The 25664-nt window shown below is 73.2% G+C and carries 19 protein-coding genes and 1 tRNA gene; 9 read left to right on the top strand and 11 right to left on the bottom strand.

What is annotated here, in order from left to right; all coding sequences use genetic code 11:
* Positions 1 to 57: 57 nt before the first annotated feature.
* The 4 genes from ACIP4P_RS41495 to ACIP4P_RS41480 all read right to left on the bottom strand — a co-directional run bounded on the left by ACIP4P_RS41495 (position 58) and on the right by ACIP4P_RS41480 (position 5446).
* Positions 58 to 2184, bottom strand: coding sequence for an FUSC family protein (locus tag ACIP4P_RS41495; RefSeq protein ID WP_400928498.1), 2127 nt, complete (start codon positions 2182 to 2184; stop codon positions 58 to 60).
* Positions 2185 to 2193: 9 nt separating this feature from the next.
* Positions 2194 to 3432, bottom strand: a complete 1239-nt coding sequence (locus tag ACIP4P_RS41490; protein WP_400928496.1) for an HTTM domain-containing protein — start codon at positions 3430 to 3432, stop codon at positions 2194 to 2196.
* 62 nt (positions 3433 to 3494) lie between these two features.
* Positions 3495 to 4154 carry a DUF5819 family protein gene (locus tag ACIP4P_RS41485; RefSeq protein ID WP_400928493.1) on the bottom strand — a complete coding sequence of 220 codons (660 nt, stop codon included), beginning with the start codon at positions 4152 to 4154 and terminating at the stop codon, positions 3495 to 3497.
* 89 nt (positions 4155 to 4243) lie between these two features.
* The gene (locus tag ACIP4P_RS41480; protein WP_400928490.1) at positions 4244 to 5446 is read right to left on the bottom strand and encodes a rhodanese-like domain-containing protein; all 1203 of its coding nucleotides are present in this window, start codon (positions 5444 to 5446) and stop codon (positions 4244 to 4246) included.
* Between the two features lie 249 nt (positions 5447 to 5695).
* On the opposite strand from ACIP4P_RS41480, the gene ACIP4P_RS41475 reads away from it, so the two are divergent.
* Entirely contained in the window at positions 5696 to 8524 is a 2829-nt protein-coding gene (locus ACIP4P_RS41475) for a SpoIIE family protein phosphatase (RefSeq protein ID WP_400928487.1), read from the top strand.
* Positions 8525 to 8579: 55 nt separating this feature from the next.
* Here ACIP4P_RS41475 and ACIP4P_RS41470 read toward each other — a convergent pair whose 3' ends face one another.
* Entirely contained in the window at positions 8580 to 9296 is a 717-nt protein-coding gene (locus tag ACIP4P_RS41470) for a hypothetical protein (protein WP_350515664.1), read from the bottom strand.
* Between the two features lie 253 nt (positions 9297 to 9549).
* On the bottom strand, positions 9550 to 11370 hold the full coding sequence (locus ACIP4P_RS41465; RefSeq protein WP_400928516.1) for a phosphatidylglycerol lysyltransferase domain-containing protein: 1821 nt from the start codon (positions 11368 to 11370) through the stop codon (positions 9550 to 9552).
* Positions 11371 to 11720: 350 nt separating this feature from the next.
* Here ACIP4P_RS41465 and ACIP4P_RS41460 point away from each other — a divergent pair, with 350 nt between their 5' ends.
* Together ACIP4P_RS41460 and ACIP4P_RS41455 are read left to right on the top strand one after the other, a co-directional pair.
* Positions 11721 to 12371: a response regulator transcription factor gene (locus ACIP4P_RS41460; RefSeq protein ID WP_350515723.1), complete on the top strand. Its 651-nt coding sequence runs from the start codon at positions 11721 to 11723 to the stop codon at positions 12369 to 12371.
* A complete protein-coding gene (locus ACIP4P_RS41455) occupies positions 12368 to 13516 on the top strand; it encodes a sensor histidine kinase (RefSeq protein WP_400928483.1) in 1149 nt (382 codons plus the stop codon). The genes ACIP4P_RS41460 and ACIP4P_RS41455 overlap by 4 nt, the downstream gene beginning before the upstream one ends.
* A gap of 96 nt (positions 13517 to 13612) precedes the next feature.
* Here ACIP4P_RS41455 and ACIP4P_RS41450 read toward each other — a convergent pair.
* Positions 13613 to 13696 (bottom strand) — tRNA-Leu (locus ACIP4P_RS41450).
* 434 nt (positions 13697 to 14130) lie between these two features.
* On the opposite strand from ACIP4P_RS41450, the gene ACIP4P_RS41445 reads away from it, so the two are divergent.
* The 6 genes from ACIP4P_RS41445 (at position 14131) to pknB (ending at position 22621) form a co-directional block, all read left to right on the top strand.
* Positions 14131 to 14991, top strand: a complete 861-nt coding sequence (locus tag ACIP4P_RS41445; protein WP_350515666.1) for a DUF3662 and FHA domain-containing protein — start codon at positions 14131 to 14133, stop codon at positions 14989 to 14991.
* 46 nt (positions 14992 to 15037) lie between these two features.
* Positions 15038 to 15592: an FHA domain-containing protein gene (locus ACIP4P_RS41440; RefSeq protein ID WP_350515667.1), complete on the top strand. Its 555-nt coding sequence runs from the start codon at positions 15038 to 15040 to the stop codon at positions 15590 to 15592.
* 53 nt (positions 15593 to 15645) lie between these two features.
* Entirely contained in the window at positions 15646 to 17271 is a 1626-nt protein-coding gene (locus ACIP4P_RS41435) for a PP2C family protein-serine/threonine phosphatase (protein WP_400928477.1), read from the top strand.
* A 136-nt stretch (positions 17272 to 17407) separates the two neighbouring features.
* Positions 17408 to 18811, top strand: coding sequence for an FtsW/RodA/SpoVE family cell cycle protein (locus tag ACIP4P_RS41430; protein WP_400928512.1), 1404 nt, complete (start codon positions 17408 to 17410; stop codon positions 18809 to 18811).
* Positions 18808 to 20265, top strand: a complete 1458-nt coding sequence (locus ACIP4P_RS41425; RefSeq protein WP_400928474.1) for a peptidoglycan D,D-transpeptidase FtsI family protein — start codon at positions 18808 to 18810, stop codon at positions 20263 to 20265. The genes ACIP4P_RS41430 and ACIP4P_RS41425 overlap by 4 nt, the downstream gene beginning before the upstream one ends.
* A 247-nt stretch (positions 20266 to 20512) precedes the next feature.
* Positions 20513 to 22621 carry a Stk1 family PASTA domain-containing Ser/Thr kinase gene (pknB, locus tag ACIP4P_RS41420; protein WP_400928471.1) on the top strand — a complete coding sequence of 703 codons (2109 nt, stop codon included), beginning with the start codon at positions 20513 to 20515 and terminating at the stop codon, positions 22619 to 22621.
* A 107-nt stretch (positions 22622 to 22728) separates the two neighbouring features.
* Here the strand turns inward: pknB and ACIP4P_RS41415 are convergent, their stop codons facing one another.
* From ACIP4P_RS41415 to ACIP4P_RS41400, 4 genes are read right to left on the bottom strand one after another with little or no spacing between them, the layout of a single operon-like run.
* Complete coding sequence (locus ACIP4P_RS41415) at positions 22729 to 23517, bottom strand: class E sortase (RefSeq protein ID WP_400928468.1); 789 nt, start codon at positions 23515 to 23517, stop codon at positions 22729 to 22731.
* 38 nt (positions 23518 to 23555) lie between these two features.
* Positions 23556 to 24680 (bottom strand): class E sortase, encoded by a 1125-nt coding sequence (locus tag ACIP4P_RS41410; RefSeq protein ID WP_400928465.1) that lies wholly within the window; start codon positions 24678 to 24680, stop codon positions 23556 to 23558.
* Positions 24681 to 24685: 5 nt separating this feature from the next.
* Positions 24686 to 25348 carry an aminodeoxychorismate/anthranilate synthase component II gene (locus ACIP4P_RS41405; protein WP_400928462.1) on the bottom strand — a complete coding sequence of 221 codons (663 nt, stop codon included), beginning with the start codon at positions 25346 to 25348 and terminating at the stop codon, positions 24686 to 24688.
* Positions 25349 to 25402: 54 nt separating this feature from the next.
* Entirely contained in the window at positions 25403 to 25582 is a 180-nt protein-coding gene (locus ACIP4P_RS41400; protein WP_350515674.1) for a hypothetical protein, read from the bottom strand.
* Positions 25583 to 25664: the final 82 nt, after the last annotated feature.

Genomic DNA, 25664 nt, shown 5'->3' with positions numbered 1-25664 from the left:
GGCAGTCCGAAAATCACCCAGCCCCCGGAGCACCCACCCCCGGAACCGCCCCCGGCCTCACCCACCCTCCCGAGAGCCCCCCGAAGAAGACCCCCGCAACGCCCGCTCCAGATCCCGAAGGGCCACCCCCACCAACCGCGTCCCCGCCCGCACCACATCCCGCTGCACCCCCGCCGCCCCCGCCTCCAACCCCACCTCCAACCGCGCCTGCGCCTCCCGCACCGCCCCGAACTCCACCGGCCGCCCCGTCAGCAACGCCCCCGCCGCCAACGCCGTCGCCAACCGCAGCTCCTCCGCGTACTCCGCCGCCCCCGGCACGGGCTCCGCGTCGGCGGCCGGCAGATGCGCCTCCAGCAGCACGGCCGCCCGCCCCAGGTGCCCCACCGCCGCCCGCGCCCGGTCGATCTGCCGCCGGCTCACCCCGGTCAGCCCGGACTCGTGCCGCCCCGGTTCGGCGTCCGCCCGCTGCATCGCCTGGAGCAGCTCGGACCGCGCCTCCCGCGAGTCCAGCAGCGCCGACCGCACCACCCGCCCCCGCGGCGTGGCCGGCTGCTCGTAACAGGCGACGACGGCCGCCGCGTACCGTCCGGCCGCCGCCAGCCACTCGGCGAGCCGCTCCCCGAGCCGGGCGGTCTGCCAGGTCGGGAACAGCGCGTACGTCAGCAGCGCCAGCGATCCGCCGAGCAGGGTGAGTCCGACCCGCTCGAAGGCCGTCTGCAGCGGGTCCCCGGCCTGCAGCCCGAGCAGGAACACCACGTACGAGGAGATCCCGACCGTGGTCAGCGCGTACCCGGTCCGGAACGCCAGGTAGGCCCCGCCGATGCAGAGGACGGCCAGCGCGGCGAGCACCCATTCGCCCGGGTGGGTCAACTGCACCACCAGCGTGGAGACGGCGACCCCGACCACCGTCCCGGCCAGCCGGGCGACGCCCCGGCTGTAGGTCTGGGCGAAGTCCGGCCGCATCACCATGGCCGCGGTCATCGGCGCCCAGTACCCGTGGTGGAACCCGGCCAGCCGGGCCAGCAGGTAGGCGCCGGTGACCACCGCGGCCAGCCGGACGGCGTGCTGGAAGATCGCCGAGCGCGGCCGCAGCTGCCGCCGCACGGCCCGCAGCGCGACCGGCAGCATCCGGGAGATCGACGGCTTGTGCAGCGCCCCGCCGGCCCCGACCACCGGCGTGGTGATGGTGTCCTCGTCGCCGCGGTCCAGGGTGTCCGCGGCCTTGCGCAGCAGGCCGCCCAGCCGCCGGGCCGAGCGCCGCGCCGCGCCCTGGAGCTGCACGCCCTGGTCCGGCCGGACGAGGGTCAGCGTCGGCGCCGAGCGGGGAAGCCGGACCGGGTCGCCGGTGCGGACGGCCCGGGCGAGGGCGTCCATCACCTCGGCGGCGGCGGCCAGCACCTCGCGGGCCCGGTCGCGTTCCGGGCCCTCCTCGGGGGCGCCCACCTTGGGGTCGGCGAGCGCGGCGAGGGTGGGGCGGATGCGTTCGGCGAGGCCGCGCAGGCCGCGCAGTTCGGGCGGCCGGTGGCGGTCCTGCCAGGGGGTCACGGCGGAGGCGTACCGGGCGGTCATGAACGGTTCGGGGTCCACGTGCGCGGTCGGGTCCTGCCGCAACCGGCGCGCGTAGTCGGCGAGTTCGGCGTAGGTGTCGGCGAGGGCGGCCCGCTGGGCGGTCCAACTCCCGATCGGCCAGAGGGTGATGACGACGGCCTGGACGACCCCGCCGAGCGTGGCGACCAGCCCGTGGCCGAGCGCCGCGGTCGCGCTGACCGGGAGTTGGACCACGATCAGCATCACCGAGAGGGTGTTGGCGGTGACCACTCCGGCGGTCGGCCCGATCGCCCAGGCGAGGCCCGCGCCGAAGGCCCACACCGCGAGCAGCACCGGGAACAGCCCGTACACCCCGGCCGCCAGGTAGCCGAGGAAGGTGCTGACCCCGAGCCCGACCCCGGCGGCCACGGCCAGGCTGGCGCGGGGCCGGAAGCTGCGCTGGAAGGTGGCCGAGCCGGCGATGAACGCGCCCATCGCGGCCGAGGTGGCGAGCCCGACCCCGCCCAGGGCGAGGGTGGGGAAGAGCACCAGCGCCACGGCGACGGCGCCGCGCAGCGCCCGCTTGGGGTCGGTGAGCGCCCGGTCCAGGGTGAGTCCGGTCCGCGCGGTGTCGCGAAGGGCGGCGAACCAGGACATACCGACATCCTAGGCGGCGGGGGCCCGCACCATCCGCCGCCGTACCCGGTCGAGCCGCGCCGCCGCCCAGAGCAGTGCCCCGGTCGGCAGGAACACCGCGTCCGCCGCGACCATCGCGAGCGAGAACACCGGCAGCCCGAGCACCACCGCTATCCCGAGGTGTTCGACCATCAGCACCGCCAGCAGCACGTTCTTGACCCGCCGGTTGAGCAGCGTGAACGGGAAGCCGACCTGGAGGATCACCGTGCCGTACGAGATCAGGAAGACCGGCAGCAGGGCCGCACCGAACAGCCCGGACAGCCCGGGCCAGGGGGTGAAGTAGTCCAGGTGCAGCGGGTAGTACAGCGCCGTGCCGTCCTGCCAGCGCGAGCCCTGCACCTTGTACCAGCCGGCCGTGGCGTAGACCAGCACCACCTCGACGGCGATCACCAGCATCGCGCAGTTGTGCACCATGTTCGCCAGCGCGTCGAGCACCGCCCGCGGCTCACCCTCCGGCCGCAGCCGGCCGAGCACCCACCAGAGCCCGGCCACCGCCCAGAGCCCCCAGAACAGCGGCGCCCATCCGAGGTACGGGAAGGTCGGTGCGGTCCAGGTGAGGCTGTCCCCGGAGAAGTCACCGGCCTGACAGACCGCCAGCGCCGCACCGAGCACCACCCAGAGCACCACTCCGGCCCGGCCCGGCCGGGGCCGTCGCGCGTCCAGCGACCAGACCTCGGCGCAGCGGGTGAAGACCAGGTAGACCGCCATCAGGTGGACGATGTTGTCCCCGCCGTCGCCGAGGAAGACGTTGCGGTTCTGCAGCGACAGCACGGTGACCAGGAACAGCACCGTGGCCGCCCTGGTCCGCCAGCCCAGCAGCACCGCCAGGGCGGCCAGCACGGCGAGCAGGTAGACCAGTTCGAACCAGGGCCGCCCGCCGAACCAGGGCAGCACGGTGAACGCCCCGTTGTCGGCCAGCAGCTGCCGGGCGAGCCCGGTCGACCAGGGCGAGCGGTCGCCGTACAGCACCCGGCGGTTGGGCCACTCGCGCAGCAGGTAGGCGAGCCAGACCAGCCCGAAGCCGATCCGCACCGCCGCGGCCTGGTGCCGTCCGAGCGCCCGCCCGGTGAACGCCGCCATCGCCCGCCCGAGGACCGCCACCGGCCCGCGCGCCGACGGCACGGCGGCGGGCGGCACCGCGACGGCCGGCGCGGCGGCGGACCACGGCCCGCCCTGCCGCGGGATCCCGTCCACCGTGCTCGCCGTCACCGGCCCGACCGAATCAATCGGCCCGACCGGATCGACCGGATCGACCGGCGCCGAAGCCTCGTTCACCCCAACCCCCGGTAGTCCTCGTCCCCGACCGGCCACCACGGCAGCTCCCGCACCGTGGGCGCGGGCGGCGCGGCCTCCCCGCTCCAGGTCGGTGGCGGCACGATGGCGGTGGTCACCCGGAACTCGATCTCCAGGACCCGCTCGCCGTCCACCGTCCGCCCGATCCGCTGCAGCGCGATCCGCTTGAGGTACTCCTCGGCGAGCCGACCGCGCGGGTTGGTGAGCCGCTCGTCCTGCGGGTCGTGCGAGCCGTCGTAGAAGTCCCAGGCGCGGCGCAGCAGGTTCTGGTCGACGTGGCTGGGCGCCGGGTTGTCCCGGATCGCGGCGATGTCCCGGGCGGTCAGCCCGATCCAGTCCCGGGTCCGGGTGGCGCCGCCGTCCGCGACGGTGCGCACCCGGGCGTCGACGTACGCGTTCTGCTGCAGCGGGTTGGGCGCGAACAGCTTCCAGTTCTGCTCGAACTCCGGGTACACCACCCCGTCGACCTCGGCCTGGTACTGCCGGGACAGCGTGTTGGCGGGCGCGACGTGCAGGAACACCGCGGCCAGGAAGAGTCCGGTGCCGGTCACCAGCACCGCGGCGGCCAGCCCGAGGACCAGCTGGGCGGGCCCCGACCAGACGCGTCCGGGGGCGGCCCGGTCCGTACTCTCCGTCATGGGCCCCCGCCCGATCGGCGCGCCGCCGGCCGGCACCGGCGCGTCGCGCGCCCATCCTGCCCTACCCGTCACCGGCCGGGCGCCGCGCCCTACAGGACGAAGGCCGCCTGACCGGTGCTGCTGACCATCGGACGGCCCGCGCCCTCCCAGGCGTACATCCCGCCGTCCACGTTCACCGCTTCCCGGCCCTGCTGCACCAGGTACTGGACGACCTGCGCGGAGCGGCCGCCGACCCGGCAGAGCACGTACAGCTTCTCGTCCGGCAGCTCACCGATCCGGGCGATCACCTCGCCGATCGGGATGTGCAGCGCGCCGTCCACGTGGCCGGCGTCCCACTCGTCCTGCTCGCGCACGTCCAGCAGGGCGGCGTCAGCCGGCACGGAGGCGGCGTCGGTGGTGGGGATCTGCGCGAACATCGTGTGGCTCTCCTGGGCTCGGTACGGATCGGTGCCATTCTCGCCCACCGCCGGCGCCCCGTGGGCACCGAGCAGCCGCTCCAGCTCGGCCTGCTGGGCGGCGGCCTTGGCCAGCAGCTCCTCGGCGAGCTGTTCCAGCAGCCGGTCCGGGTCCTGCGGGGCGAGGAGGAGCAGCTGACCCATCGGGGTCTGCTCCAGTCGGACCTGCTCGGTGGCGGTCTCGGTGATCTTGGCGGTCAGCCAGTCCAGCCGGCGGCGCAGCCAGCCCAGCCGGTCGGGGGAGTCCACGGCGGGCGCGGCCTCCGGCGCGGTGGACCACTCGGCGGACAGGTCCGCCAGCGCGGCGGCGTCCCCGTACGCGTAGGCCTCGTTGACCCGGACCAGGAAGTCCGCCCGGCGCTGCTGCTCGTCCCGGTCGGTGGTCAGGTCCGGGTGGGCGCGGCGGACCAGCTCGCGGTAGATCCGCTGGGCCTCCTTCCCCGGCCGGACCCGGGCCGGGGCCGCGGGCGGCGGCGGGGCGACCTCGTCGGCCCCCTCGCCGGCCCGATTCTCCCGGTTCTCCCGGACGGAGTCGAACAGCGCGTCCAGGTCGGGCAGCTCCTCGACCTGTCGGCGCGCCTCGGCGGCCCGGCGCCGGTCCTCGGGGTCGCCGGTGCGGGCCGCGACGGCCTCGGCGACCAGCGCGTCGAGCTCGTCCAGCCGGGCGTACAGCGGGCCGAGCAGCTGGTGGTGGATCAGGGCGAAGTTGTCGATCTCGACCCGCAGCGTCTGCACGTCGACGTCCATGGTCAGCCAGGCGAGCTCGGCCGCGGCGACCCGCTCCTCCAGCTCCTGCTGCTCCGGGTCCGTCCAGCGAACGGGGCTCTCCGCGGTCACGATCTCGCCTCTGTCTCGTCCGGCCGGCTGGGTCCTGCGGAGCCGCCGCACGGGCGGCCCGGCCTGCCACCCTACCGCCGCGTTCCGAGGCTCCGTCCGGGTGAAGCGGGCGTACGAACCGGCGCGCGGCACATGACACGCAACCGATCCTGATGAATCTCCCCGTTTCGGTGTCGAGCCCGGCCCGGTCCGTGCTTCGCTGGTATCCGCACAGCGTGCCTTCCTCCGGAGAGACGGTCGCCTCCAGGCGTGGCGGCCAGGCGGGAGCAGACCGAATCCATGGTGGCCGAGTCCAACTCCACACCGCTGCCGGCGGGCGCCGGGACCGCGCCGGGCGACCCTCCGACCGGAGTGGCCGCCCTGGTCCGCCTCGCCCTCGTACTGGTCGACCGGAGCGGCCGGATCGCCCTGTGGAGCCGGGCCGCCGAGGAACTCTTCGGGCACCGCGCCGAGGCCGTCACCGACCGCCCGGCCTCCGGCCTGCTGCCCGCCCTGGAGTCCCGGGTGCTCGACCGCTGCGCGGTCCGCCGACGCTGCGACGCCCTGGACACCCTGGCCGAGCTGACCGCCGCCGGCCGCCCCTGGGCCGGTCGGCTGACCGTGACCGACCGCGAGGAGCACCGGCGCGACGTGCTCTGGTGGGCCTACCCGCTGCCCGGCCCGTCCGGCGGGCTGCTCGCCCTCGCCGCGGACGCCCGTCCGCTGCGCACCACCGGGCCCCGGCTGGCGCTCGGCGAGCGGCTGCTGCCGTTCGCGGCCGCGCCCGCCGCCCGGGGCGGCTTCCACGAGCTGTCCGCCGCCCTCACCCGGCCCGTCGCCGAGCTGCCCGAGCCGCTGGCCCGGCTGCTGCCCGCCGCCCACCGGGCCGCGCTGCACGCGGCGGTGGCCCCGGGCGGGCTGCCGGCCCTGCGGCTGGACCCGGTCACCGTGCTGCCGGTGCTGCCCTCCGACCCGCAGACCGGCACCGCGCACGTGGCCGCCGGCCTGGGCCGCCGCTACCCGACGCCCCAGCAGCGCGCCGCCCGGCTCGGTCCGCCGCCCCAGGCCGAGCACTCCGCACCGGGCCGCCGCCCGCTCGGCCCGCTGCCCGCCCAGCGCGAACCGGTCCCGCCCGAACCGGCCGCCCAGACACCGACGGCCCAGACACCGGCCGCGCAGTCACCGGCCGCCCAGTCACCGGCCGCCCCCGAGTCGAGACGGCGCGAAGCCCCCGCCCGCCCCGCCCCGTCCCCCGCCCCCGTCCGGGAGGCGCCCCCACGCACCGGAGGAGGAGCCGCCATCGAGCAGCAGGCCGCCGTCGAGTCGTCCGTCCACGGCCTCCCGCCGCGCCGCGCCGACCAGGCCCCGCCCGGCGCCGTCCCCGCCGGTGCCGAGGCGCCGTCGAGCGGCCGGCTGAGCCCGTTCCTCACCAACGGGCAGGCCGGCGAGCAGCTGGCCCTGCTGAACGAGGTCGGCGGCAAGGTCGGCACCACCCTGGACCTAGGCTTCACCGCCCACGAGCTGTGCCAGGTGCTGGTCCCCCGGGTCGCCGACTTCGCCTGCGTGGACCTCGTCGACGGCCTGATCTCGGACTCCGAGCTGCCGGTCGCCCGCCCGGACGACGACACCATGCTGCGCCGGGTCGCCCTGGTCTTCAACGAGGCCGGCGGCGCCTGGGACCACGTGCTCTCCGAGGGCTCGCTGGTCAGCATGCCGCGCCGGACCCCGCCCGGGATGGCCCTGCAGCTGAACCAGCCGGTGCTGGTCCCGGTGGTCAGCGCGGACGTCGCGGTCGACTACGCGATCGCGCTCGGCGGCGCCCGGCTGGCCCCGGTGGTCTCCGGCCGCTCGATGCTGGTGGTCCCGCTGTCCGCCCGGGGCACCGTGCTGGGCATCCTCAAGCTGCTCCGGCTGCCGGACCGCGCCCCCTTCGACGAGAGCGACGCCGCGACCCTGAAGGAGCTGGCGGTCCGGGCCGCGCTGTCGCTGGACAACGCCCGGCTGCACCGCGCCGAGGCCAGGGTCGCCACCACCCTGCAGCGCTCGATGATCCCGACCCGGCCGCCGCAGATCCCCGGCGTGCAGATCGCCCACCGCTACCTGCCCGGCGATCCGAAGGCGGAGGTCGGCGGCGACTGGTTCGACGCGATCCAGCTGCCCGGCAGCCGGGTAGCCCTGGTGGTCGGCGACGTGATGGGCCACGGCATCCACTCGGCCGCCGCGATGGGCCGCTTCCGCACCGCGATGCAGACCCTGGCCGCCCTCGACCTGCCGCCCGGCCAGCTGCTGCGGCACCTGGACAACCTGGCCCAGAAGCTCGGCGACGACCACCTGGCCACCTGCCTGTACGCGGTCTACGACCCGATCAACCGCACCTGCGAACTGGCCAGCGCCGGCCACGTGCCACCCGTCCTGGTGCACCCGGACGGCACCGGGGAGCTGCTGGAGATCCCGGCCGGCGCCCCGATCGGCGTCGGCGGGGTGCCGTTCGTCGCCAAGACCATCGACGTCTCGGACGGTTCGATGCTGGTGCTCTGCACCGACGGACTGGTCGAGGTCCGCGGCGGGGACATAGGAGCCGGCCTGGCCGCGCTCTGCGGCAACCTGATCGACCCCCAGCAGAGCCCCGAGCAGGCCTGCGACGAGGTGCTGCGGCGGCTGCACTCGGACGACCGCAAGGACGACGTCGCCCTGCTGGTGGCCCGCTTCGACGGGGTCGCCCCGACCGAGGTGGCCACCTGGGACCTCACCGTGGACCAGCGCGAGGTCCGCCGGGCCCGTTCGCTGGTCCGCGAGCAGCTGGCCGCCTGGCACCTGGAGGCGCTCAGCGACACCACCGAGCTGCTGGTCAGCGAGCTGGTCACGAACGCCGTCCGGGTCGCCCGGGACCGGGTGCAGCTCCAGCTGATCCGGGTGGACAAGCTGATGGTCGAGGTCAGCGACGACAACCACAACCTGCCCTCGCTGGAGCCGGCCGAGCAGCTCGGCGAGACCGGCCGCGGCCTCACCCTGGTCGCCAAGCTCGCCGAGCACTGGGGCACCGCCCGCAAGGCGGTGGGCAAGGTCGTCTGGTTCGAGCTGCCCCTCCCGCACGTGTGACGGCCGCGCACCGGAGACATCCGGTACGCGGCCGACGGACGGGAGGGAGTGCGGCTCAGGGGATGAGGGCCCCCGCCGAACGACGCCGGGCCTCCGCCGCGACCTCCCGGGAGGCGGCGGTGGCCACCGAGGTGGCGGCGCCGACCCCGGCCAGCACCCGCGGCCAGAAGTCCCCGAAGACCTCGACCGAGACGGCGATCAGCAGCGCGGTGATCACCGCGACCACGTGCTCCAGACCGGCCAGGTTCGGCAGCACGACCGCCTCGCCGACCATCAGGACGACCACCGTGCCGGCGGTGAACCAGGCCCGGGTGCGGAACGCGATGCAGATCGCCAGCGCCACCACGGCGGCCGACGGCCCGGTGTCCCGCACGTAGGCGACCCACTTCGGGAAGCCGAACACGTGGCCCGGCCCGATCGCCACCCCGACCCGGGCGAACAGCGTGCCCGCCAGGGTGCAGGCGTAGGCGACCACCAGGGTCATCCGTCGCCCGAGCACCACCTCGGCGATCGCGAACACCACGAACACCTGGGCCAGCGCCCCCCAGACCGGCAGGTCCAGCGCCGGCACGTACAGCGACAGCGGAGTGCGCAGCAGCGAGACGTCCAGTGGCAGCGAGGCCCGCACCACCCCGATGTGGTTGACGAAGCGCTCGCCGCCCGGCAGGTGCTGGACGATGCTGAACAGCAGGATCAGAAACGTCGCCACCGTGGCCAGCGGGAAGGCCGCGAACCGCTTGCGCAGCACCGCTTCCCGGACCGTCAGGTACAACGTTCCCCACTCGGCGACAGCGGCCGCTCTGACTCGCGTCAGCGGCCCCTTTCGCACGCCCCCCGCGTGGGTCCTGTGAATCACAACCGTTTCTCCTGAATCCCCGAACTCGTCAGCTACTCCAACATTAGAAGCCTGTTAACAAATCCACATCGGCATGGATGGGGATCGAGGTCATCCTCAGGAGGGAGAAGGATCCCCCCTCCGGACCCCCCTTATGGCCGATGGCCCCCCTCCGCCCCCCGACGGAGGGCTACCCCTTCCCGTCCCGCGCCGACACCGGCACCCGGGGCGCCACCACGGTGGGCCCGGTGTGCCGACGACGGAACAGGGCGGGCAGGCTCGGCGCGACGATGAATCCCTCGGCGCGCGCGCTCGCGATGCCGATCCGCGGAATCTCGCTGCTCTTCTCGAACAGCAGGTACCGCGGTTCCCAGATCGGCCGGTACTTGGCGTTCGCGCGGTACAGCGATTCGATCTGCCACCAGCGCGAGAAGAACCCGAGGACGGAGCGCCACAGCCGCAGCACCGGGCCGGCGCCGAGTCGCGAGCCGCGCTCGAAGACCGAGCGGAACATCGCGAAGTTCAGCGAGACCCGCTTCAGCCCGACCTCCTCGGCGCGCTGCAGCAGCTCGATCACCATGAACTCCATCAGGCCGTTCTCGGTGTCCCGGGCCCGGCGCATCAGGTCCAGCGAGAGCCCGTCCGGGCCCCACGGGACGAAGCTCAGCAGCGCCTTGAGCTCGCCCTCGCCGTCACTGCACTCCAGCATCACGCAGCGGCCGTCGCCCGGGTCGCCGAGCCGGCCCAGCGCCATCGAGAAGCCGCGCTCGGTCGCCCCGTCGCGCCACTCGTCGGCCTTGGCCACCAGCGCCGCCATCTCCGCCTCGGAGATGTCCTCGTGGCGGCGGATCCGCACCGTGTACCCGGCCCGCTTGACCCGGTTGTACGCCTGCCGGACCACCCGCATCGCCCGGCCGTCCAGCGAGAACTCGTCCAGCTCGACGATCGCCTCGTCGCCCAGTTCCAGCGCGTCCAGGCCGTGCCGGGCGTAGATCACCCCGGCCTCCTCGGAGGCGCCCATCACGGCCGGCGCCCAGGCGTGCTCGCGGGCCTCGGACAGCCAGGCCTCGATCGCCCCCGGCCAGGCCTCCGGGTCGCCGATCGGGTCGCCCGAGGCCAGCGAGACCCCGCCGATCACCCGGTAGGTCACCGCCGCCTTGCCGCTGGGGGAGAAGACCACCGCCTTGTCCCGGCGCAGCGCGAAGTAGCCCAGCGAGTCCCGCTCGCCCTGCTTGTCCAGCAGGCCGCGAAGCTTGGCCTCGTCCTCGGGGTTGAGCAGTTCCTTGCCGCGCGGGCTGCGGAAGGCCACGTAGAGCACCAGCAGGAACAGCACCGCGCCCATCGCGTTGATCGCCGCGTTCACCCAGGTCGGGGCGGCGATCACGGAGCGCAGGTGCTCGGTCGGGGTGATGGTGATCATCCGGCCGACCGAGTAGCGGAAGAGGTCCCACCAGCCGGCGCCGTCCAGCTCGTTGGTCAGCCAGACCAGCAGCGCGCCGACCGCGCCGCCGAAGAACAGCCCGCCGACGAAGGTGGCCGCCGCGGTCTTCGGGTTGGAGCGGTCGCCCTTGGAGGTGAACTCCTTCCGCCCGATCAGCAGCGCCAGCACGAACAGGCAGGTCAGGATGGTGGAGATGTAGTTGAGCGGGTGCTTGTTGAAGCGCTCGCCGGGCAGCACCATGGCCGCCAGGTAGAGCACGGCGAAAAGGCTGCCGAGCGCCGCGTTGAAGATCCACGCGGCCCGCTTGCGGCGCCGCATCGCGACCGCGAGGAAGATCGAGAGCACCGCCGCGGCCAGACCGGAGGTCATCAGGTACGGGGTGAAGTACTCACCCTCGTTGTGCTCCGAGACCTGGTTGCGCCACGGCACCAGCAGCACGGTGGTCACGTTCAGCAGCGCCAGCAGCCGGAGGTACCAGACGGATGCGGCGGCGGCCCTGGGGCGCCAGCGGTCGAGCGGCCCGGTGGGCCGCGGACCGGCGGAGGTTGCGGACGGCTCCGACTTCACAATGGACGACACGACTCAATTCCAAACGATCAGATGGTGGGGCGCATCCGCACACGGCCCGGCGCCGGGCGCCCGCACGGGCCCGACGGACTGACCGGCCGCCCCCGCCCACCGACCGCCCGCTTCGAGCGGCAGGCCGGAAAAAGGCAGCCAACTCCATGGTTCCGCACCATTCCTGAGAATTGCGTGAACCGGGTAGCGGATTCCCACCCCCGCCGTTCGGCGGGGGTGCCGATCCCGCACGGGTTCGGCGCCCCGCACCGGCTACCCCTACCCTCAAAAGCGACCCCCGCGGACCGACCGAACCCGGCCGCCCGAACCGAGGAGGCACCATCACCACCACCCGCGTGCTGATCGTCGACGACGAGATCCTGGTCCGTTCGGGCCTCGGCCTGATCGTCGGGTCCGCCCCCGACCTGGAGGTGGTCGGCGACTGCTCCGGCGGGCAGGCCGAGGAGCACGTCCACCGCCTGCGCCCGCACGTGGTGCTGCTCGACATCCGGATGCCGGACCTGGACGGCATCTCCGTGCTGCGCCGACTGCGCGCCCTGCCCGACCCGCCCGCCGTCGCGATGCTCACCACCTTCGACAGCGACGAGTACATCGGCACCGCGCTGCGGGCCGGCGCGACCGGCTTCCTGCTCAAGGACACCGCCCCCGAGCAGCTGGTGCACGCCGTCCGGGTGCTCGCGGCCGGCGGCAACATCCTCTCCCCGACCGTCACCCGCACCGTGATCGGCGGCTACGTGGACGGCGGCGGCCCGGACGCCGAGGCCACCGTGCTGGCCCGCACCCTGACCGGCCGGGAGCTCGACGTGCTCGCCCTGCTCGGCGAGGGCCTGTCCAACGCCGAGATCGCCGACCGGCTCTTCCTCGGCACCGGCACGGTCAAGGACCACATCAGCGCGATCCTCGGGAAGCTCGGCGCCGCCAACCGGGTGCAGGCCGCGGTGCTCGCCCACCGGGCCGGCCTGGTGCGGCCCAAGCCCGGCGACGGGGCATGACGGCCGCCGACCAGCTGCCGTCCCGCCGGCTGCCGGCCTGGTGCACCGCCCCCTGGCTGATGCTGCTGCTGCCCGTCCTGTACTCCCTGCTGGACGCCGCGCTGGTGGCCCGGGACGCCACCTGGTGGCAGGTGACGCTCTCCACACTGGCCGCCGTCGCGCTGTTCTGGCGCCGCCGCTTCCCGGTGGCGGTGCTGCTGCTCACCATGCCCGGCACCTGGGTCGAGGCGATCTGGCTGGCCCCGATCACCGCCGTCTACACGGTGGCCAGCGAGCGCCCCAGACCCCGGGTGCTGTTCCCCTGCGCGGCGCTGTTCACCCTGGTCGACTTCTTCCACTGGCCGCTGCCGAACCCACTGATCGACCTCAGCCGGAGCACCGCCCTGGACGCCATCCAGGCCGTGATGCTGGCCGCCGGCCCGGCCGCCACCGGCCTGCTCTCCCGCACCCGCCGGGAACTGGCCGCCCGCCTGGACGAGCTGACCCGCGGCCAGGAGCGGGAGAGCCGGCTGCTCGCCGAACGGGTGCTGATCAGCGAGCGCGGCCGACTGGCCCGGGAGATGCACGACGTGGTCTCGCACCAGGTCAGCCTGATCAGCATCCAGGCCGGCGCGCTCCAGGTGAGCACCGCCGACCCGGCCGCCGCGACCGTCGCCCGCACCATCCGCGAACTGTCCGTACGGACCCTGGACGAGCTGCGCCAGATGGTCGGGGTGCTGCGCGGCACCGGCGGACCGCGGCCGGACGCCCCGCTCGCCCCGCAGCCCCGGCTGGCCGACCTGCCCCGGCTGATCGAGGAGAGCGGCCTGACCGCCGACACCGAACTGAACCCGGGTGACCGCCCGTGGCCGGAGGCGGTCGAGCGGGCCGCCTACCGGACGGTCCAGGAGGCGCTCACCAACATCACCAAGTACGCGCCGGAGGCGGTGGTGCACGTGAAGGTCCGGGCGAAGGGCCGCCGACTGCGGGTCGAGGTCCGCAACGAGGCGCCACCGGTCCGCCCGGCCGAGATCCTGCCGGGCGGCGGCCACGGCCTGGTCGGCCTGCGCGAGCGCGCCCAGCTCCTCGGCGGCACCCTCACCGCCGGCCCCACCCAGGACGGCGGCTTCGAGGTCCGCGCCGAACTCCCGGCCAGCCCCTCCTGACCCGGTGCGATCGCCGGTCCGACCACCGGTCCGGGCGGCCGGCCGTCCGGACAACGAGAAAGCCCCGCAGATCCGAAGATCTGCGGGGCTTCGCTGTGCGCGAGGGGGGAGTTGAACCCCCACGCCCTTTCGGGCACTGGAACCTGAATCCAGCGCGTCTGCCTATTCCGCCACCCGCGCATGGGTGTCGTCTTCTTTGCCGTCCGATCCTCGGAACCGCTCGGTACCATGTGGCCCTCGGCGCTTCCTCGGTCCGGCTCCCTTCCGGGCGGCCCTTCCGACGTGGAAAACATTAGCACGACCTGGGGGGCTGCTCCGAATCCGTTTCCCGGGGAGACCGACCACGTCCGAACGGCTGCGCGACGAACGGGCGACCGAACGGCGGCGGGCGGTTCCGACGGACACGCCTGGCGTCCCGCACCCGGAATGCGTCACCCTGTGTGTCCGAGCCCACCCCCCGGCACCACGCGGTCCGGGAACCGTACGGAAGGGCCCGGCGTGGATACGATCAGTACGGAAGTACCGCAAGTAGGCACGACCGGCCTCGCGGAGGAGCACTCCGCGGCGGGGCCGGACCGGCAGGCAGGCGAACGAACCCTGGAAGGGGGTGCCCCATGGGGATGCTGAAGAAGTTCGAGCAGCGGCTGGAGGGTCTCGTCAACGGCACCTTCGCCAAGGTGTTCAAGTCCGAGGTCCAGCCCGTGGAGATCGCCGGCGCTCTGCAGCGCGAGTGCGACAACAACGCGAGCATCTGGAACCGCGACCGCACCGTCGTGCCGAACGACTTCATCGTCGAGCTCAGCCCGCACGACCACGAGCGGCTCAGCCCCTACTCGGGACAGCTCGGCACCGAGCTCGCCGGCATGGTCCGCGAGTACGCCGAGGCCCAGCGGTACACCTTCATGGGTCCGCTCCAGGTGAACCTGGAGCAGGCCGACGACCTGGACACCGGCCTGTACCGGGTGCGCAGCCGCACCCTGGCGGCCGAGGAGCCCCAGCAGTACGCCCCGCCGCAGCCCGGCTACGACCGCCAGCCGGCCGCACCCGCCCCCGGCGCACCGTGGCAGCAGACCGGCGCCGGACAGTACGGCGCGCCCCCGCAGCCCCCCGCACCCCCCACGCCCCCGGCGATGCCCCCGGGCCCGCCGGCCGGCGGCAACGTCCGCGCCTTCCCGGGCGCCGGGCACGGCGCCTCGGTCCGCCGCTGGGTCGAGGTGAACGGCGCCCGCCACCAGATCACCGGCGCGGCCTGCGTGCTCGGGCGCTCGACCGAGGCGGACGTGCGGATCGACGACCCCGGGGTCTCCCGCAAGCACGCCGAGATCCGTCCGGGCACCCCTTCGATGGTCCTCGACCTGGGCTCCACCAACGGCATCGTGGTGGACGGACAGCACACCCAGCGCGCTACGCTCCGCGACGGCTCCCGAATCGTCGTGGGCTCCACCACCATCGTCTACCGGCAGGTCGAAGGGTAGTGTCCGAGTTGTTCGCGCGCCTCGCTCACCAACTGGCGGGACGGCCATGTCAGAACTGACCCTCACGGTCATGCGGCTGGGCTTCCTGGCCGTGCTGTGGCTGTTCGTCATCGTCGCGATCCAGGTGATCCGCAGCGACCTGTTCGGTACCAAGGTGAACCCCCGCACCTCCCGCCGCGGTGCCGGCGCGGGCGCCCCGGCCGGCAACGCCGCCGCGGCCACCGCGCCCCCCCGCCGGGCCGCCGCACCCGCCCCCGGCAACGCCGGCCCGGGGCAGACCCAGGGCGGCGGCGGCCGCCGCCGCGGCGCCCCGACCCAGCTCGTGGTCGTCCAGGGCTCGCTGGCCGGGACCACGGTCGCGCTCCAGGGGCAGACCATCACGCTCGGCCGGGCCCACGACTCCACCATCGTGCTGGACGACGACTTCGCGTCCTCCCGGCATGCCAGGATCTATCCGGATCAGACTGGGCAGTGGACGGTCGAGGATCTAGGCTCCACCAACGGCACCTATCTGGACCGGCAGCGCCTGACCGCGCCCACCCCGCTCCAGCCGGGCACGCCGATCCGTATCGGTAGGACCGTCATCGAACTGCGGAAGTAGTAGCGCATGAGGGACAGCATCCCGTCCATGACCCAGAGGGGGGCACAGGCCGCATGACCCTGGTGCTGCGCTTCGCCGCCGGCTCCCACAAGGGACTGATCCGGGAGGGGAACGAGGACTCCGGCTACGCGGGGCCGCGGCTGCTGGCCGTGGCCGACGGCATGGGCGGCGCCGCGGCCGGCGAGGTCGCGTCCTCCGAGGTGCTCGGCTCGATCGTCCGACTGGACGAGGACGTGCCGGGCGCCGACCTGCTGACCCTGCTCGGTGACGCCGTCCAGGGCGCCAACGACCGGCTCCGGCAGATGGTCGAGGAGGACCCGCAGCTGGAGGGCATGGGCTGCACCCTGACCGCCATGCTGTGGACCGGCCAGCGGATGGGCATGGTGCACGTCGGCGACTCCCGCGCCTACCTGCTGCGCGACGGCTCGCTGGTGCAGATCACCCAGGACCACACCTGGGTGCAGCGGCTGGTCGACGAGGGCCGGATCACGCCCGAGGAGGCCGAGACCCACCCGCAGCGCTCGCTGCTGATGCGGGCACTGGACGGCCGCGGCCAGGTCGAGCCCGACCTGTCGATCCGCGAGGTCCGGGCCGGCGACCGCTACCTGATCTGCTCCGACGGCCTCTCCGGCCCGGTCAGCCACCAGACCCTCCAGGACACCCTCGGCAGCTACTACTCGCCCGAGCAGACCGTGCAGGAGCTGATCCAGCTCGCCCTGCGCGGCGGCGGTCCGGACAACATCACCTGCATCGTGGCGGACGTCATCGACGTGGGCGCCACGGACACCATGAGCGGCCAGTTCAACGACGTCCCGGTGGTGGTCGGCGCGGTCGCCGACACCCCGCCGTCCTCGGCCGCCGACCACTCGATCTCGGACACCCCGGCCGGCCGGGCGGCCGGCCTGGGCCGCGGCCCGCAGGGCGCCTTCGGCCCGGCCGAGGGCTACGGCGCCGGACAGGGCGGCTTCGGCCCCGCCGAGGGCTACGAGGGCGAGGACGGCTACGGCTACCCCGCCGAGCCCTCGGTGTACGGCACCGAGGAGTTCGACGAGGAGCAGCCCCCCAGGCGCAAGCGCCGGGGCCTGACCGTCTCGCTGGCCGTCCTGGTCACCCTCGGCCTGCTCGGCGGCGCCGGGTACTTCGGCTACCAGTGGACCCAGGACCAGTACTACGTCGGCGAGGACGGCGACCACGTCGCCATCTACCAGGGCGTCAACCAGAACCTGGCCGGGCTGAGCCTGTCCTCGGTGCACGACTCGTACACCGACACGCCGCTGAAGTGGCTGCCGCAGGACCAGCGGGCCCAGGTGAACCGGACCATCACGGTCGGCAGCCTCGACGAGGCCAAGAAGACGGCGGGCGGCCTCCAGGACTGGGCCAAGCTGTGCCAGAAGGCCGCCACCGTCGGCAGCGGCGGCACGGCCCCGCAGGGCGGCCAGCCGGGCCAGGCCACCAAGGCCGCGTTCGTGGCCGCCACCCCGGCCACCCCGGGCGAGCGGGAGAAGCCCCGCAACCCGACGGCCGCGCCGACCACCTCCCCGTCCCCGACCGCCCCGGCCGCCGGCGCCCCGACGCCGAACGCCACCCCACCGGCGGCCGCCGCCCCGACCGAGCAGCCCCAGCAGCCCCAGCTGTCCGACGACGAACGCAGTCGGGCCGAAGCCTGCCCGAAGCAGTGACGTCCGTGATCCGACATAGGTCCGCCCGGAGCGGGCCCGCCGGCCGGCAGGGAGCGGTCACCACGTGAGCAGCTACGACCTGAGCGGTGACACCGAGCACGTCGGCGGCCGACGCCGGGCGTCGGCCGGGCGTGCCGTGCCGCGGCGCCGGGGCAACACCACGATCTCCCTCCAGGGCGCCCCGAACCGGCGCAACACCGAGCTGGCCCTGCTGGTCTTCGCGGTCCTGCTGCCGATCCTGGCGTACGCCAACGTGGGCCTGGCGATGGACTCCCGGATGCCCGCCGGAATGCTCGGCTACGGCCTCGGCATGGGCTCGCTGGCGCTGGTCGCGCACCTGCTGGTGCGCCGCTTCGCGCCGTACGCGGACCCGCTGATGCTGCCGATCGCCACCCTGCTGAACGGGCTCGGCGTGGTGATGATCTGGCGGCTGGACAAGGCCGGGCACCTGCTCAGCGGCAACTTCCCGGCGGCCCGCAACCAGCTGATCTGGTCGGCCCTCGGGGTCGCGCTGTTCATCGGCGTGATGGTCTTCCTGAAGGACCACCGGGTGCTCCAGCGCTACACCTACATCTCGATGGTGCTGGCGCTGGTGCTGCTCGCCGCCCCGGCCTTCTTCCCGGCCCGGGCCGAGGACTTCGGTGCGAAGATCTGGATCCGGATGGGCGGCTTCTCCATCCAGCCCGGCGAGTTCGCCAAGATCATCCTGACCGTGTTCTTCGCCGGCTACCTGATGGTCAAGCGGGACGCCCTGGCGCTGGCCAGCCGCCGCTTCATGGGCCTGTACCTGCCGCGCGGCCGCGACCTCGGCCCGATCATCGTGATCTGGCTGCTCAGCCTGCTGATCCTGGTCTTCGAGAACGACCTCGGCACGTCCTTCCTGTTCTTCGGCCTGTTCGTGGTGATGCTCTACGTCGCCACCGAGCGCACCAGCTGGATCCTGTTCGGCCTGCTGATGTCGGTCGGCGGCGCCGTGATGGTGGCGATGACCACCAGCCACGTCAAGGTCCGGATCGACGCCTGGCTCGACCCGATGGCCGCCTTCTCGGCGCACCCGCCGAAGGGCGCCACCGAGCAGATCGGCCAGTCGCTGATGGCGCTGGGCTCCGGCGGGGTGACCGGCTCCGGCCTGGGCCAGGGCCGCTCCTGGCTGATCAACTTCGCCGCCAAGAGCGACTTCATCCTGGGCTCCTTCGGCGAGGAGCTCGGACTGACCGGCCTGATGGCGATCTTCCTGCTGTACGCCCTGCTGGTGCAGCGCGGCCTGCGCACCGCCGTCGCCGCCCGCGACCCCTTCGGCAAGCTGTTCGCCGTCGGACTCGCCTCGGCGATGGCACTGCAGGTCTTCGTGGTGGCCGGCGGGGTCACCGGACTGATCCCGCTCACCGGTATGACCATGCCGTTCCTCGCACAGGGCGGTTCGTCCGTGGTCGCCAACTGGGCGCTGGTCGCGATCCTGCTGAAGATCAGCGACAGCGCCCGCCGTCCCGGGGTCGAACCGTCCCCGGTCACCGAGGGCCAGGGAGGACCCGCCCGATGAACAAGCCGATCCGACGGGTCTCGATCTTCTGTCTGGTGCTGATCCTGGCACTGATGGTGCGCACCAACTGGGTGCAGGGCGTCCAGGCCGACTCCTGGGCCTCCAACGCCAACAACAAGCGCCAGCTGTACGACCGCTACGCCCACCCGCGCGGCAACATCATCGTCAGCGGCCAGCCGGTGACGAACTCGGACTTCGTGAACGGCCTGCGCTACAAGTACAAGCGCTCCTGGGTCAACGGCCCGATGTACGCCCCGGTCACCGGCTACTCCTCGCAGGCGTACGGCTCCAGCCAGCTGGAGAACCTGGAGGACGGCATCCTCTCGGGCACCGACGACCGGCTGTTCTTCCGCAACACCCTGGACATGCTGACCGGCGAGCAGAAGCGCGGCGGCGACGTGGTCACGACCATCAACGCCAAGGTCCAGAAGGCAGCCTTCGACGGCCTGGGCGACAAGAAGGGCGCGGCGGTCGCGATCGACCCGAAGACCGGCGCGATCCTGGCCATGGTCTCCACCCCGTCCTACGACCCGGGCACCTTCGCCGGCGGCGACAGCGGCGACACCAAGGCCTGGCAGGACCTCAACGCCGACCCCAACAAGCCGATGCTCAACCGGGCGCTGCGCGAGACCTACCCGCCCGGCTCGACCTTCAAGCTGGTCACCGCCACCGCCGCGTTCGAGAACGGCCTCTACCAGGGCATCGACGACGTCACCCAGACGCCGGACCCGTACACCCTGCCCGGCACCCAGACCGTGCTGAAGAACGAGAGCCCCAACGAGCGCTGCGAGAACGCCACCGTCAAGTCCGGGATGGACCAGTCCTGCAACACGGTGTTCGCCAAGATGGGCGCGGACCTCGGCAAGGACAAGATGCGCGCGCAGGCCGAGAAGTTCGGCTTCAACAGCACGATCGACACCCCGGTCCGCTCCGAGAAGAGCATCTTCCCGGACAGCCCCAGCAAGGACGGCACGGCCCAGGACTCGATCGGCCAGCACGACACCCGCGCCACCCCGCTGCAGATGGCCATGGTCTCCGCGGCGATCGCCAACAACGGCAGCCTGATGCAGCCGTACCTGGTCGACCAGGAGCGCTCGGCCTCGCTGACCACCATCTCCAAGCACACCGAGAAGCAGTTCTCCCAGGCGATGAGCCCGGCCACCGCGCAGAAGATGCAGGACCTGATGGTCTCCGTGGTCGAGAACGGCACCGGCACGAACGCCAAGATCCCCGGCCTCCAGGTCGGCGGCAAGACCGGTACCGCCCAGCACGGCGAGGACAACGCCGGTCTGCCGTTCGCCTGGTTCACCTCCTGGGCCAAGACCCCGGACGGCCAGTCGGTCGCGGTCGCGGTGGTGGTCGAGGACGGTTCCCAGAACCGCGACGGCATCAGCGGTGGCCGCCTCGCCGCCCCGATCGCCAAGGCGGTGATGCAGGCCGCACTCGGCAAGTAAGGGTGAGGCGAAGGTCACGATCGGCACCCCGGTCCGGATACCGGTCTGATATCGGCCGACGGCTGACTCCGGTCCGGTGCGGTGCGACCGGTAGCGTATCCGCCAGCAGCGGGTGTGCCCGTTGCCGCCCGCGAGGCGGCGCACGGCCCGGCCGGAGAACCGGTCGGGGCTCGCGCGGCGTCACCCAGAGCGTGCGGGGACACCTACGTCACAACCTCACCGGCGGGTGAGGGAGAGGGTCGGAACTATGGAAGAGCCTCGTCGCCTCGGCGGCAGGTACGAGCTCGGCGGCGTCCTCGGGCGCGGCGGCATGGCCGAGGTGTACCTCGCCCATGACACCCGGCTCGGCCGTTCCGTCGCAGTGAAGACGCTCCGGGCCGACATGGCCCGGGATCCGTCGTTCCAGGCCCGCTTCCGCCGCGAAGCACAGTCGGCGGCGTCCCTGAACCACCCCGCGATCGTCGCCGTCTACGACACCGGCGAGGACTACATCGACGGGATCTCCATCCCCTACATCGTGATGGAGTACGTCGAGGGTTCGACGCTGCGCGAGCTGCTGCACTCCGGCCGCCGGCTGCTGCCCGAGCGGGCGCTGGAGATGACCATCGGCATCCTCCAGGCCCTGGAGTACTCGCACCGGGCCGGCATCGTGCACCGCGACATCAAGCCGGCCAACGTGATGCTGACCCGGCAGGGCAACGTCAAGGTGATGGACTTCGGCATCGCCCGTGCGATGGGTGACGCCGGGATGACCATGACCCAGACCTCGGCCGTGATCGGGACCGCCCAGTACCTCTCCCCCGAGCAGGCCAAGGGCGAGCAGGTCGACGCCCGGTCCGACCTCTACTCCACCGGCTGCCTGCTCTACGAGCTGCTGACCGTCCGCCCGCCGTTCGTCGGCGACTCCCCGGTCGCGGTGGCCTACCAGCACGTCCGGGAGGAGCCGCAGCCGCCGTCGGTCTTCGACCCCGAGGTGCGCCCCGAGATCGACGCGATCGTGCTCAAGGCGCTCGCCAAGGACCGCGACTACCGCTACCAGAGCGCCGACGAGATGCGCGACGACATCGAGCGCTTCCTCGACGGCCTCCCGGTCGCCGCCGCCCAGCAGGCCGCCGCCTACGGCATGGGCCCGGCCGGGTACGGCTACGACCAGAACGGCTACCCGCAGCAGCACGACCCGTACGGCCAGACCAACATGATGCCGCAGCAGCCCGGCGGCGGCCCGACCACGCTCCTGCCGCAGGCCGCGGGCTACCAGGACGACGGCTACGGCCAGACCTCCGGCGGTGCCCACGGCGGCGGCCACGACGGCTACGACGACGGCTACGGCCAGGGCGGCGGTCGGCGCGGCGACGACCGGCAGAAGAAGAGCAACACCTCCTGGATCGTGCTGGCGGTGGCCGCCGTGCTGGTCCTGGTCGGCACCTTCTTCGTGGCCCAGGCGATGTTCAGCGACAAGGGCACCAAGGACACCCCGAAGGTGTCGGCGCCGAACCTGGTCGGCAAGAGCCTGGCGGACGCCAAGACCGCCGCCGCCGCGGCCGGCCCGAAGCTCGTGGTCACCGAGGGCGACAAGATCGCCTGCCCGGACACCAACATCAAGAAGGACCAGGTCTGCACCCAGACCCCGACGGCGGGCACCTCGGTCTCCGAGGACGCCCACATCACCGTCCAGGTCTCCTCCGGTCCGGCCAAGACCCAGATCCCGGCCGTGACCGGCAAGACCAAGGACCAGGCGATGCAGGCCCTGGCGGCGGCCGGCTTCACCAACGTCGGCCAGCCCGACTACAAGGACGACGACACCGCCCCGCAGGACACCGTCCTCTCCCAGGACCCCGCGGCCGGCACGCCCGCCGACCCGAGCGCCCCGGTCAAGCTGACGATCTCCCAGGGCAAGGCCAAGCAGACCGTCCCGAACGTGGTCGGCGCGCAGAAGGAAGACGCGCAGAACACCCTGCAGACCGCCGGCTTCCAGGTCGACGCCTCCAAGACCACGCCGACCAGCGACCCCACCAAGATCAACACGGTCGCCCAGCAGTCGGTCACGCCGAACACCAAGGCCGCGGTCAACACCAAGATCATCCTGACCATCTACAAGGCGCCGGACAAGTCCACCGTCCCGCCGCTGCAGAACCAGAAGCTGTCGGACGCCGTCGCGGCACTGACCAAGGCCGGCCTCGGGTACACCGTGGTCGTCGGCCCGCAGGACAACAACGCGATCGTCATCCAGAGCGTCCCGGGGGCCGGCACCCAGCTGGACCCGAACACCCAGGTGCAGCTGATGACCCGGCCGGCCGATCCGGCCAAAGGGGGGGACACCAACACCACACCCCCCAACAAAGGGGGCAACAACTAAGCCCTTCTTCCCCTGGTTCTGAGACCGGGGCGCAGGAGCGGTGAAACGGCCCGAGGGCCCGTCGCGGTGATCGCGGCGGGCCCTCGGTCGTTTCCGGCCAGTCCGGGTCAGCGCAGCTCCGGCGGCGGGGTCCGCCGGGCGTCCATGGCGTCCACCCGCACCAGGCTCCCCCAGACCGCCATCCGGTACCGCGAGGTGTACACCGGCGTGCAGGTGGTCAGCGTGATGTAGCGGCCGGGGGCGGTGTAGCCGGAGCTCACCGGAACGGGAGCGACGATGCCGGTGTCGTACTTGGACGTCTCCGGCAGGGTGTTGTCGACCTTGTAGACGTACCACTTGTCCTTGGTCTCGACCACGACCGCGTCGCCCTTGTGGACGGCGTCCAGGTCGTGGAACTTGGCGCCGTGGCCGTCCCGGTGGGCGGCCAGCGCGAAGTTGCCCGTCTCGTCCCAGGGCATCGCGGCCTTGTAGGGCTGCTCGTAGACGCCCGCCACGCCCTCGTCCAGGACCTCGGTGGAGGTGCCCATCCGGATCAGCACCTGGAAGTCCCGGCCCATCGCCGGGACGTGCAGGAAGCCCACGTCGTCCCCGATCGCGGGCGGGGCCGCGGTCGCCCCCGCGCCACCGGGGGGCGTCGGGCCTGCGGTCGGCCCGGCCGACCAGGAGCTGCGCAGCTTGTCCCCGGCGGCCGCCGCGGAGCGGTCCGCCTGCACATTGGTCCACCACAGCGAGTAGGCCACGAACAGGCCCAGCACCAGGCCCAGGGTGATCAGCAGTTCGCCGAACACGCCGAGCACGGCCAGCGCCCGGCTCCGGCCCTTCCGCGCCCCCCGTCCGGGCGGGGGGAAGGCCTCCTGGCCCGGCTCGGCCGCCTGCACGGCCCCGTCGTCCTGCATCTGCGGTGCTCCCCCTCCGTAACCGGGCCCGCGGGCTGCTACCCGCCCGTGATCGCGGCCGGCTTGCCCTGGCTGCGCGGCCGGTCCTCGATCATCTTGCCAAAGAGGATGAGGCGGTACTTGGAGGTGAACTCCGGGGTGCACGTGGTCAGCGTGATGTACCGGCCGGGACCGGCGTACCCGGAGCCGTTCGGCACCGGCTTGATCACGCTCACGTTGCTGGGCGGGGTCTGCGGGATGCCCCCGGTGATCTCGTAGGTGTAGTACCCGGCGGCGGTCTCGACGACGACCTTGTCGCCCTTGCCGAGCTGGTTGATGTACCGGAACGGCTCGCCGTGGGTGTTGCGGTGCGCGGCCAGCGCGAAGTTGCCCGCCTGGTCGCCGGGCATCGCGGTGCCGGGGTAGTGGCCGACCAGGCCCTTGTCGAGCACCGCCGCCTTGTCGGTGCCCTCGGCGATCGGGAACTTCAGCCCCAGCTTGGGCAGGTAGATGATGGCGAAGCCCTTGCCGGGCGCGAACGCCTCCGGCTTGTTCGGGTCCGCGGCGGGCTGGCCCGGGCCGGGCGGCGGCTGGGCGTCCCACTGCTGCTCCAACTGGTCCCGGGCGCTGCTGGCGGCCGCGTCGGCCTGCACGTTGGTCCACCAGAGCTGGTACGCGACGAACAGCAGCATCACCACGCCGAGGGTGATGCACAGCTCCCCGACGCACCGGGCGGCCACCACGACCGCGGACTCCTTGGGGCGGGCCCCCGCGGCTCCCCGGCCCTTCGCCCGGCGCCGTCCGCCGCCCGCCCGGACCGAGGTCCGGCCCTGGGCGGCCCGGCGGCGCTCGGCCCGGCCGCCGGTGGGCGGGGCGGCCTCGACGTCCGGCTCGCCGCCGCCGTCGAGGGGCAGCCGCAGCTGGAGGGTCTGGTCGGGCAGCCAGGGGTACTCGGGCCCGTCCAGGACGGGCTGCTCGGCCTGCTCGTACACGCCCCAGCCGTCCTCGGCCCCGACCCGGGCCGGCTGCTCCGGCGGGTACGCCCCGCCGTGCTGCGGGGCACCGTACTGCGGGGTCTGCGGGGCGCCGTGCGGCCCGCCGTACTCGGTGCCCTGGTACTGCTGCGGACCTCCGTACGGCCCGGCCTCGGGCTGGTACCGCCCCTCCGGGCGTACCGCGGTCACGCCGCTCAGCCCCGGCCGATCACCGGGGCGAGCCCGGCCGACCGGTCCACGGCCTGCGGGAAGCCGCACTCCGCCAGCCAGTTGGCGAGCATCCGGTGCCCGCCCTCGGTCAGCACCGACTCGGGGTGGAACTGCACTCCCTCGACCAGGAGTTCACGGTGCCGCAGGCCCATGATCACGCCGCTTTCGGTCCGGGCGGTGACCACCAGTTCGTCCGGCACGGTGGCCGGGTCGACGGCGAGCGAGTGGTAGCGGGTCGCGGTCAGCGGCGAGGGCAGGCCCTCGAACACCCCGCCGTCCTCGTGCTCGACCGGCGAGGTCTTGCCGTGCAGCAGCTCCGGCGCCCGGCCGACCACCGCGCCGTACGCGACCGCGATCGACTGCAGGCCCAGGCAGACGCCGAACACCGGCAGCCCGATCCCCGCGCAGTGGTGCACCATCGCGATGCAGACCCCGGCCTCCTCGGGCGATCCGGGCCCGGGGGAGAGCAGCACCCCGTCGAAGCCCTCCTCCCCCGCACGGCGGACGGCGTGCTCGACGGTCACCTCGTCGTTGCGCACCACCTCGCAGGTGGCGCCGAGCTGGTACAGGTACTGGACCAGGTTGAAGACGAAGCTGTCGTAGTTGTCCACGACCAGGATGCGGGGCGGGGTCGACTGGGTGGTCATGCGCGCGTGGTCTCCGTGGGATGCGGTGCTGGGGGGTGTTCCGGGCCCGCCGGGTCAGCCGGCCGCGGCTCCGTCGCCGCCGTCCACTGTGACGTCACCGAAGGGGAGCAGCGGTTCCGCCCACGGGAAGACGTAGGTGAAGAGGAGGTAGACGATCCCCAGGATCAGGAGCAGCGAGACGACGGCCCGCACCAGGGTGTTCCCCGGCAGGTGGCGCCAGATCCAGCCGTACATGGTGCTCCCTCTAGCTAGCGGACTGGGGACAAGAGTAGACCCGGGATCAACGGCCGCGAGGCCGGTCCGGCACTGCTGTCAC

This window comes from Kitasatospora sp. NPDC089509, from assembly GCF_044749365.1.
In the GTDB taxonomy this organism is placed as follows: domain Bacteria; phylum Actinomycetota; class Actinomycetes; order Streptomycetales; family Streptomycetaceae; genus Kitasatospora.
This window is presented reverse-complemented; position numbering and strand designations above follow the sequence as displayed.

Coding starts and splice junctions, on each gene's coding strand:
- ACIP4P_RS41495 (WP_400928498.1), bottom strand. CDS start 2,184: ATGTCCTGGTTCGCCGCCCTTCGCGACACCGCGCGGACCGGACTCACC.
- ACIP4P_RS41485 (WP_400928493.1), bottom strand. CDS start 4,154: ATGACGGAGAGTACGGACCGGGCCGCCCCCGGACGCGTCTGGTCGGGG.
- ACIP4P_RS41455 (WP_400928483.1), top strand. CDS start 12,368: ATGACGGCCGCCGACCAGCTGCCGTCCCGCCGGCTGCCGGCCTGGTGC.
- ACIP4P_RS41445 (WP_350515666.1), top strand. CDS start 14,131: ATGGGGATGCTGAAGAAGTTCGAGCAGCGGCTGGAGGGTCTCGTCAAC.
- ACIP4P_RS41440 (WP_350515667.1), top strand. CDS start 15,038: ATGTCAGAACTGACCCTCACGGTCATGCGGCTGGGCTTCCTGGCCGTG.
- ACIP4P_RS41435 (WP_400928477.1), top strand. CDS start 15,646: ATGACCCTGGTGCTGCGCTTCGCCGCCGGCTCCCACAAGGGACTGATC.
- ACIP4P_RS41425 (WP_400928474.1), top strand. CDS start 18,808: ATGAACAAGCCGATCCGACGGGTCTCGATCTTCTGTCTGGTGCTGATC.
- pknB (WP_400928471.1), top strand. CDS start 20,513: ATGGAAGAGCCTCGTCGCCTCGGCGGCAGGTACGAGCTCGGCGGCGTC.
- ACIP4P_RS41415 (WP_400928468.1), bottom strand. CDS start 23,517: ATGCAGGACGACGGGGCCGTGCAGGCGGCCGAGCCGGGCCAGGAGGCC.
- ACIP4P_RS41405 (WP_400928462.1), bottom strand. CDS start 25,348: ATGACCACCCAGTCGACCCCGCCCCGCATCCTGGTCGTGGACAACTAC.
- ACIP4P_RS41400 (WP_350515674.1), bottom strand. CDS start 25,582: ATGTACGGCTGGATCTGGCGCCACCTGCCGGGGAACACCCTGGTGCGG.